At 68.7% G+C, this 5,059-nt stretch carries 3 protein-coding genes; 1 reads left to right on the top strand and 2 read right to left on the bottom strand.

The window, feature by feature from the left end; translation table 11 throughout:
- Nucleotides 1–40: 40 nt before the first annotated feature.
- Together LQV45_RS17465 and LQV45_RS17460 are read right to left on the bottom strand one after the other, a co-directional pair.
- A complete protein-coding gene (locus LQV45_RS17465; protein WP_230008115.1) occupies nucleotides 41–2,971 on the bottom strand; it encodes a UPF0182 family protein in 2,931 nt (976 codons plus the stop codon).
- A 43-nt stretch (nucleotides 2,972–3,014) separates the two neighbouring features.
- A complete protein-coding gene (locus tag LQV45_RS17460; RefSeq protein WP_230008114.1) occupies nucleotides 3,015–4,154 on the bottom strand; it encodes a PDZ domain-containing protein in 1,140 nt (379 codons plus the stop codon).
- Between the two features lie 125 nt (nucleotides 4,155–4,279).
- On the opposite strand from LQV45_RS17460, the gene LQV45_RS17455 reads away from it, so the two are divergent.
- Nucleotides 4,280–5,059, top strand: a 780-nt coding sequence (locus LQV45_RS17455) for a zinc-dependent metalloprotease (RefSeq protein ID WP_230008113.1), incomplete at its 3' end; no start/stop codon positions are given.

The raw sequence follows: 5,059 nt of genomic DNA, 5'->3' as shown, positions 1-5,059 counted from the left end.
GCCCCGAGGGGCGCCGGCGTCTCTGCGTCGGCACCGGGGGTCAGCCCGCCGGAGTCGGCTCCGGCGTAGCGCCTCCGCCCTGGCCCTGGTCCTGCAGCTCGATCAGGCGCTGCACGGCCGCGGTCAGTCGCGCGTCCTGCGTGGCGAACCCGGCGAGGTCGCCGCTGGTGAGGGCTGCCTGGCGCGCCGTGAGAGCTGCCTGCGCCTCAGCCAGCGCCGCCGCGTAGTCGCCCGCGGGTGCGGTCGGAGCCGTCGTGCCTCCCCCGCCCGGATCGGTCTGATCGGTGGGGGTCACCGCCTCGTCTCCGGTATCGGCACCGGAGTCACCGCCGAACAGGGCGTCCAGCGCTTCGCTCAGGGTGTTCTCGAACGCGATCTTGTCTCCGAAGGCCACCAGCACGCGCCGCAGCTGCGGGAGCTGCGTGCCACCGGAGGACTGCACGAACACGGGCTGCACGTAGAGCAGACCACCGCCGACGGGGAGCGTCAGCAGGTTTCCGTTGAGCACCTGGGATTGTCCCTGCTGCAGGATGTTGATCTGCGAGGAGACCGCCGTGTCGGAGTCGAAGGTGTTCTGCACCTGACCCGGTCCGGGCACCGTCGTGGCCGCATCGATCACGAGCATGCGCAATCGTCCGTAGTCCTCGCGCTTCGTCCCCTGTTGATCGCCCGCGTTGGAGTCGACGGCCAGGTAGCCCGTGAGCACGTTGCGCGCCTGACCGCCCTGGGATGCCGGGATGAAACTCGTGAACATCGAGTACGTCGGGGCGTCCTGACTGGGCATCTTCATCGTCAGGTAGTACGGCGGCTGCAGGGTGTTGGGGTCCTGCGGGTCGTTCGGCGTGGTCCAACGGTTGTCCTGCTGGAAGAACGAGCGGGCGTCGTCGACGTGGTAGACGCCGAGCATCGAACGCTGCACCTTCATCAGGTCGGTCGGGTAGCGCACGTGGCTCATCAGGTCGGCCGACATCTCGCTCCACGGCTGGAGGCTGGTCGGGTACACCTTCTGCCACGCCTGCAGGACCGGGTCCTGGTCGTCCCACGCGTACAGCGTGACCTTGCCGTCGTAGGCGTCCACGGTCGCCTTGACCGAGTTGCGGATGTAGTTGATGTTGTCGAGCGAGTACGTCGGCGAGGGGGTGTTCGAGTCGGTGATCGCCCGCGAGAGCGACACGCTCGAGGAGTACGGGTAGTTCGCACTCGTCGTGTACCCGTCGATGACCCACTTGATGCGACCGTCCACGACCGTCGGGTACGGGTCGCTGTCGAGCGTCAGGTACGGCGCGACCTTCTGTACGCGATCCTTGGGATTGCGGTCGTAGAGGATCTGCGAGTCCTGGTTCACGTAGTCCGAGAACAGGATCTGCTCGGACTGGAACTTCAGCGCGTAGATGAGGCGCGTGAAGACGTTGCCGACGCTGGGCCCGCCGTCGCCGCGGAAGGTCGTGCGCGTCTCCGTGCCGCCGTCGGCGCCGATCGGGTAGTCCAGCTCGATGTCCTCGCCGCCCTCGGGGCCGCCGACGATCGAGTACGGCGGCGACTGCTCGCCGAAGTAGACGCGGGGCTCGTAGTTGAGGTCGGTCAGGAACCCGGTGCCCGGGATGGCCTGCTCGAGGAAGACGGGGTCGCCGTCGTCGGTGCGCTCGTTGCCCGCCGCAGCCACCATGCCGTAGCCGTGGGTGTAGACCAGGGTGCTGTTCTGCCACGTCGCGGCATCGCCGAGCTGCCCGATGTTCAGCTCGCGCAGGGCCACGACGGCATCCTGGGTCTGACCCTTGATCTGGTAGCGGTCGACGTCGAGCGGATTGGCGAACTGGTAGTACGCGCGGTACTGCTCGAGCTGACGCACCGTGGGGCCGATGATGGCGGGGTCCATGATGCGCAGCTGCGCGGTCGAGGCGGCGTCGTTGCGCAACTGGCCGGCCTGGGCCGTCGTCGTCGCTTCGAAGTTCTCTTTCTCGACGCCGTCGATGCCGTAGGCGGCCTTCGTGCTGTCGATGTTGCGCTGGTAGTACTGGCTCTCGAGCGCGAGCTGGTTGGGTCGCACCTGGAAGGTCGTGACGGCCCACGGGATGGCCGCGCCGACGACGATCGCCGAGACCACCAGCAGCGCGGTGGCGATCAGGGGGTAGCGCCAGCGGCCGATGATCGCGGTGACGAAGAACGCGACGGCCACGATGACGGCGGCGATGGCGAGGATCGTCTGACCGGGGATGACGGCGTTGACCCCGACGTACCCGGGACCGGTGATGCGGTCCTCCTGGCTGACCAGGGTCGTGTAGCGGTCGAGCCACAGGCTCCCGCCCTGCAACAGCAGGTAGAGGCCCGCCAGCACGGCGAGCTGGATGCGTGCGGCCTTGGAGATGCGCAGCTCGCGCTGCCCGACGCGCACGGAGCCGTACAAGTACGACACGACCGCCGTCAGCAGCAGGCAGACCAGGACGACAGCCGAGGCGAAGCCGAAAGCCGTGGTGTAGAACGGCAGCGCGAAGAGGTAGAAGCCGGTGTCGATGCCGAACTGCGGGTCCGTCGTCGACGTGGTGACCCCGTTGAACCACAGCCAGGTCGTCTCCCACTGCGCGGACGCCGCGAAACCGGCGAAGAATCCGAAGAACACCGGGATGCCCCACATCGCCAGGCGCCGCAGCGGCTCCACGACCTCTTGGTAGCGGTCGAGCTGCGAGCTCAATCGCGCGTACACGGGACGCAGGCGGTAGGCGAGCTGGATCGCGCCCCACACCGGCATCGCCATCGCGAGGAAGCCCACCGCGAACATCACCGTGCGTGCGATCCACTGCGTGGTCAGCACCTCGGTGAAGCCCAGTTGCGAGAACCACATCCAGTCGGCGAAGAGGTTCGCGAAGACGAAGAAAGCCACGACCAGCACGGCGATGACCGCCAGCGAGATCGAGATGATTCGTCGAGAACGATTCGGGGGCGTGGCCTGGTTCGGCGCTGAGGTCGTGGTCACCCGTCCATCCTAGGCGTCGCCCTCTGGGGGAAAGCCGTGGATGCTACGAACCCGCGACACTCGTCGCGTCGCACGTCGGCAGGGCATCGAGGTCTCCCCCGTCGCGGATGGTCTCCAGGACCTTCAGGGAATCCTGGAGGGTCGACACCGAGAAGACCCGGATGCCGTCGGGCACGTGCCCGACCACCTCGCCGCAGTTCGCCCGCGGGGCGAGGAACCAGGTCGCACCGGCATCCCGGGCTCCGTAGAGCTTCTGCCGGATGCCGCCGATGCCGCCGACGTTCCCGGCGGCGTCGATCGTGCCGGTGCCGGCGATGTGCTGCCCGCCGGTGAGGTCGCCAGGCGACATCTTGTCGATGATGCCGAGGGCGAACATCATGCCGGCGCTCGGGCCGCCGACGTTGTTGATCTGGATCTTGACGTCGACGGGGAGGTCGAAACCGAGTGTCAGCCCGACCCCGAGCAACCACTGCTGCTGGCCGTTGACGTCGCTGAGCCGCGGGGTGACCGACACCGAGCTCTCGGCACCGTTGCGGTCGATGGCGAGGCTGACGGGCGCGCCGGCTCCCGTCTGGACGGCGGACCGGACCTCGTCGACGGTGGTCACGGGCGTCCCGTCGACAGAGGTGACGACGTCGCCGAGCTCGAGCACGCCCGCCGCGGCGCCGGCGTCGTCGACGGTCCCGACGACGATGTCCTGCGGCACGTCGTAATCGAGCGCACGCAGCGCGGCGGCGGATGCCTCGAGTTGCGAGTCGCTCATGAGCGCGGCGTTCTCGGTGTTGCGCTGCTCCGTGGATTGACCCGACGGGAAGATGCGGTCCACCGGCACGACCGCTCGTGACGGATCGAACCAGGCCAGTGCCAGTTCGAGCCAGCTGGGGGTGCGCTCGCGGTTGCCGTTCACCTGGACGGTCAACAGGTCGAGCTGCCCCGCCGAGGGGGTGTCCTCTTCGTTCGGGACCGTGATGAGGGGCACCTCCTCGCCGTCCGCGTTGGGCGAGGTGCCGAGGGTGTTCAGAACGGGCCCCGGCTGCTGGATCACGTACGGCGACGGCAGGAAGGTGAGCGCGAACAGGATGAGGGTGGCCACGGCCAGGGACCACAGCCCGAACACCGTCGATCGGCTCCGGCGCCGCCGCGGGGCGGGCACGACGGAGACGTTCTCGTCGAACAGGGTCACGGGTCCTACCTTTGCCGGGTCGTTCGCGCGCGGCGTAAGCGGCGTGGAGCCGAGCCGAGGGAAGCGAGGAAACGTGCGACTAGCGTAGATCGCGTTCCCCCTGACCCGGCTGAAAGGCGGCTGAAGTGGCAGACGACGACCGGAGCCCCGAGGAGGAGTTCCAGGAGCTCATGCGGCGCCTGATGTCCGGCGACACCTCGGGCTTGGATCCCGAACAGCTCTCGCGCCTGTCCGGGATGCAGATCGACCCGGCGATGATGCAGGCGGTCATGAATCAGCTGCAGGGCGCCTTCTCGGGGGCGCAGGACGGCATCGACTGGAGCCTCGCCGAGCGGCAGGCCCTCCACATCGCCAACCAGGACGGCCTCGGCGTCTCGGCGGGTCAGCGCACCGACCTGGATCAGGCGTTCTCGCTCTCCGCCCTGTGGCTGGGCGAGGCGACGACGATCGCCGACCTCCCCCATCCCCCCAAGGTCGTGACGCGCGGCGCGTGGGTGACCGCCACGCTCCCGGTCTGGCAGGAGCTGGCCGAACCCGTCGCCACCAGCATCGCGGACGCGCTCACCGACGCTCTCGGTCAGCAGGCCCCGGACGACATGCAGGAGATGATCGCGGGCGCCGGACGCCTGATGCGCACGGTCGGCGGCTCGCTCTTCGCCACGCAGCTCGGCCACGTCGTCGGTCGCCTCTCCACCGAGGTCGTCGGCGGCGGGGATGTCGGCATCCCCGTCATGCCCGACGGTGACGCGGCGATCCTGCCGCAGAACTTCGCCGACTTCGGCCGCGACCTCGAGATCCCCGAGGACCAGCTGGCGCTGTATCTCGCCACTCGCGAGCTGGCCCACGCGCGCCTGTTCCGGCACGCCCGGTGGCTCCGCCTGCACGTCATCTCGCAGGTACGCGAC

The sequence above is a fragment of the Microbacterium sp. Bi128 genome (assembly GCF_918698205.1).
This window is presented reverse-complemented; position numbering and strand designations above follow the sequence as displayed.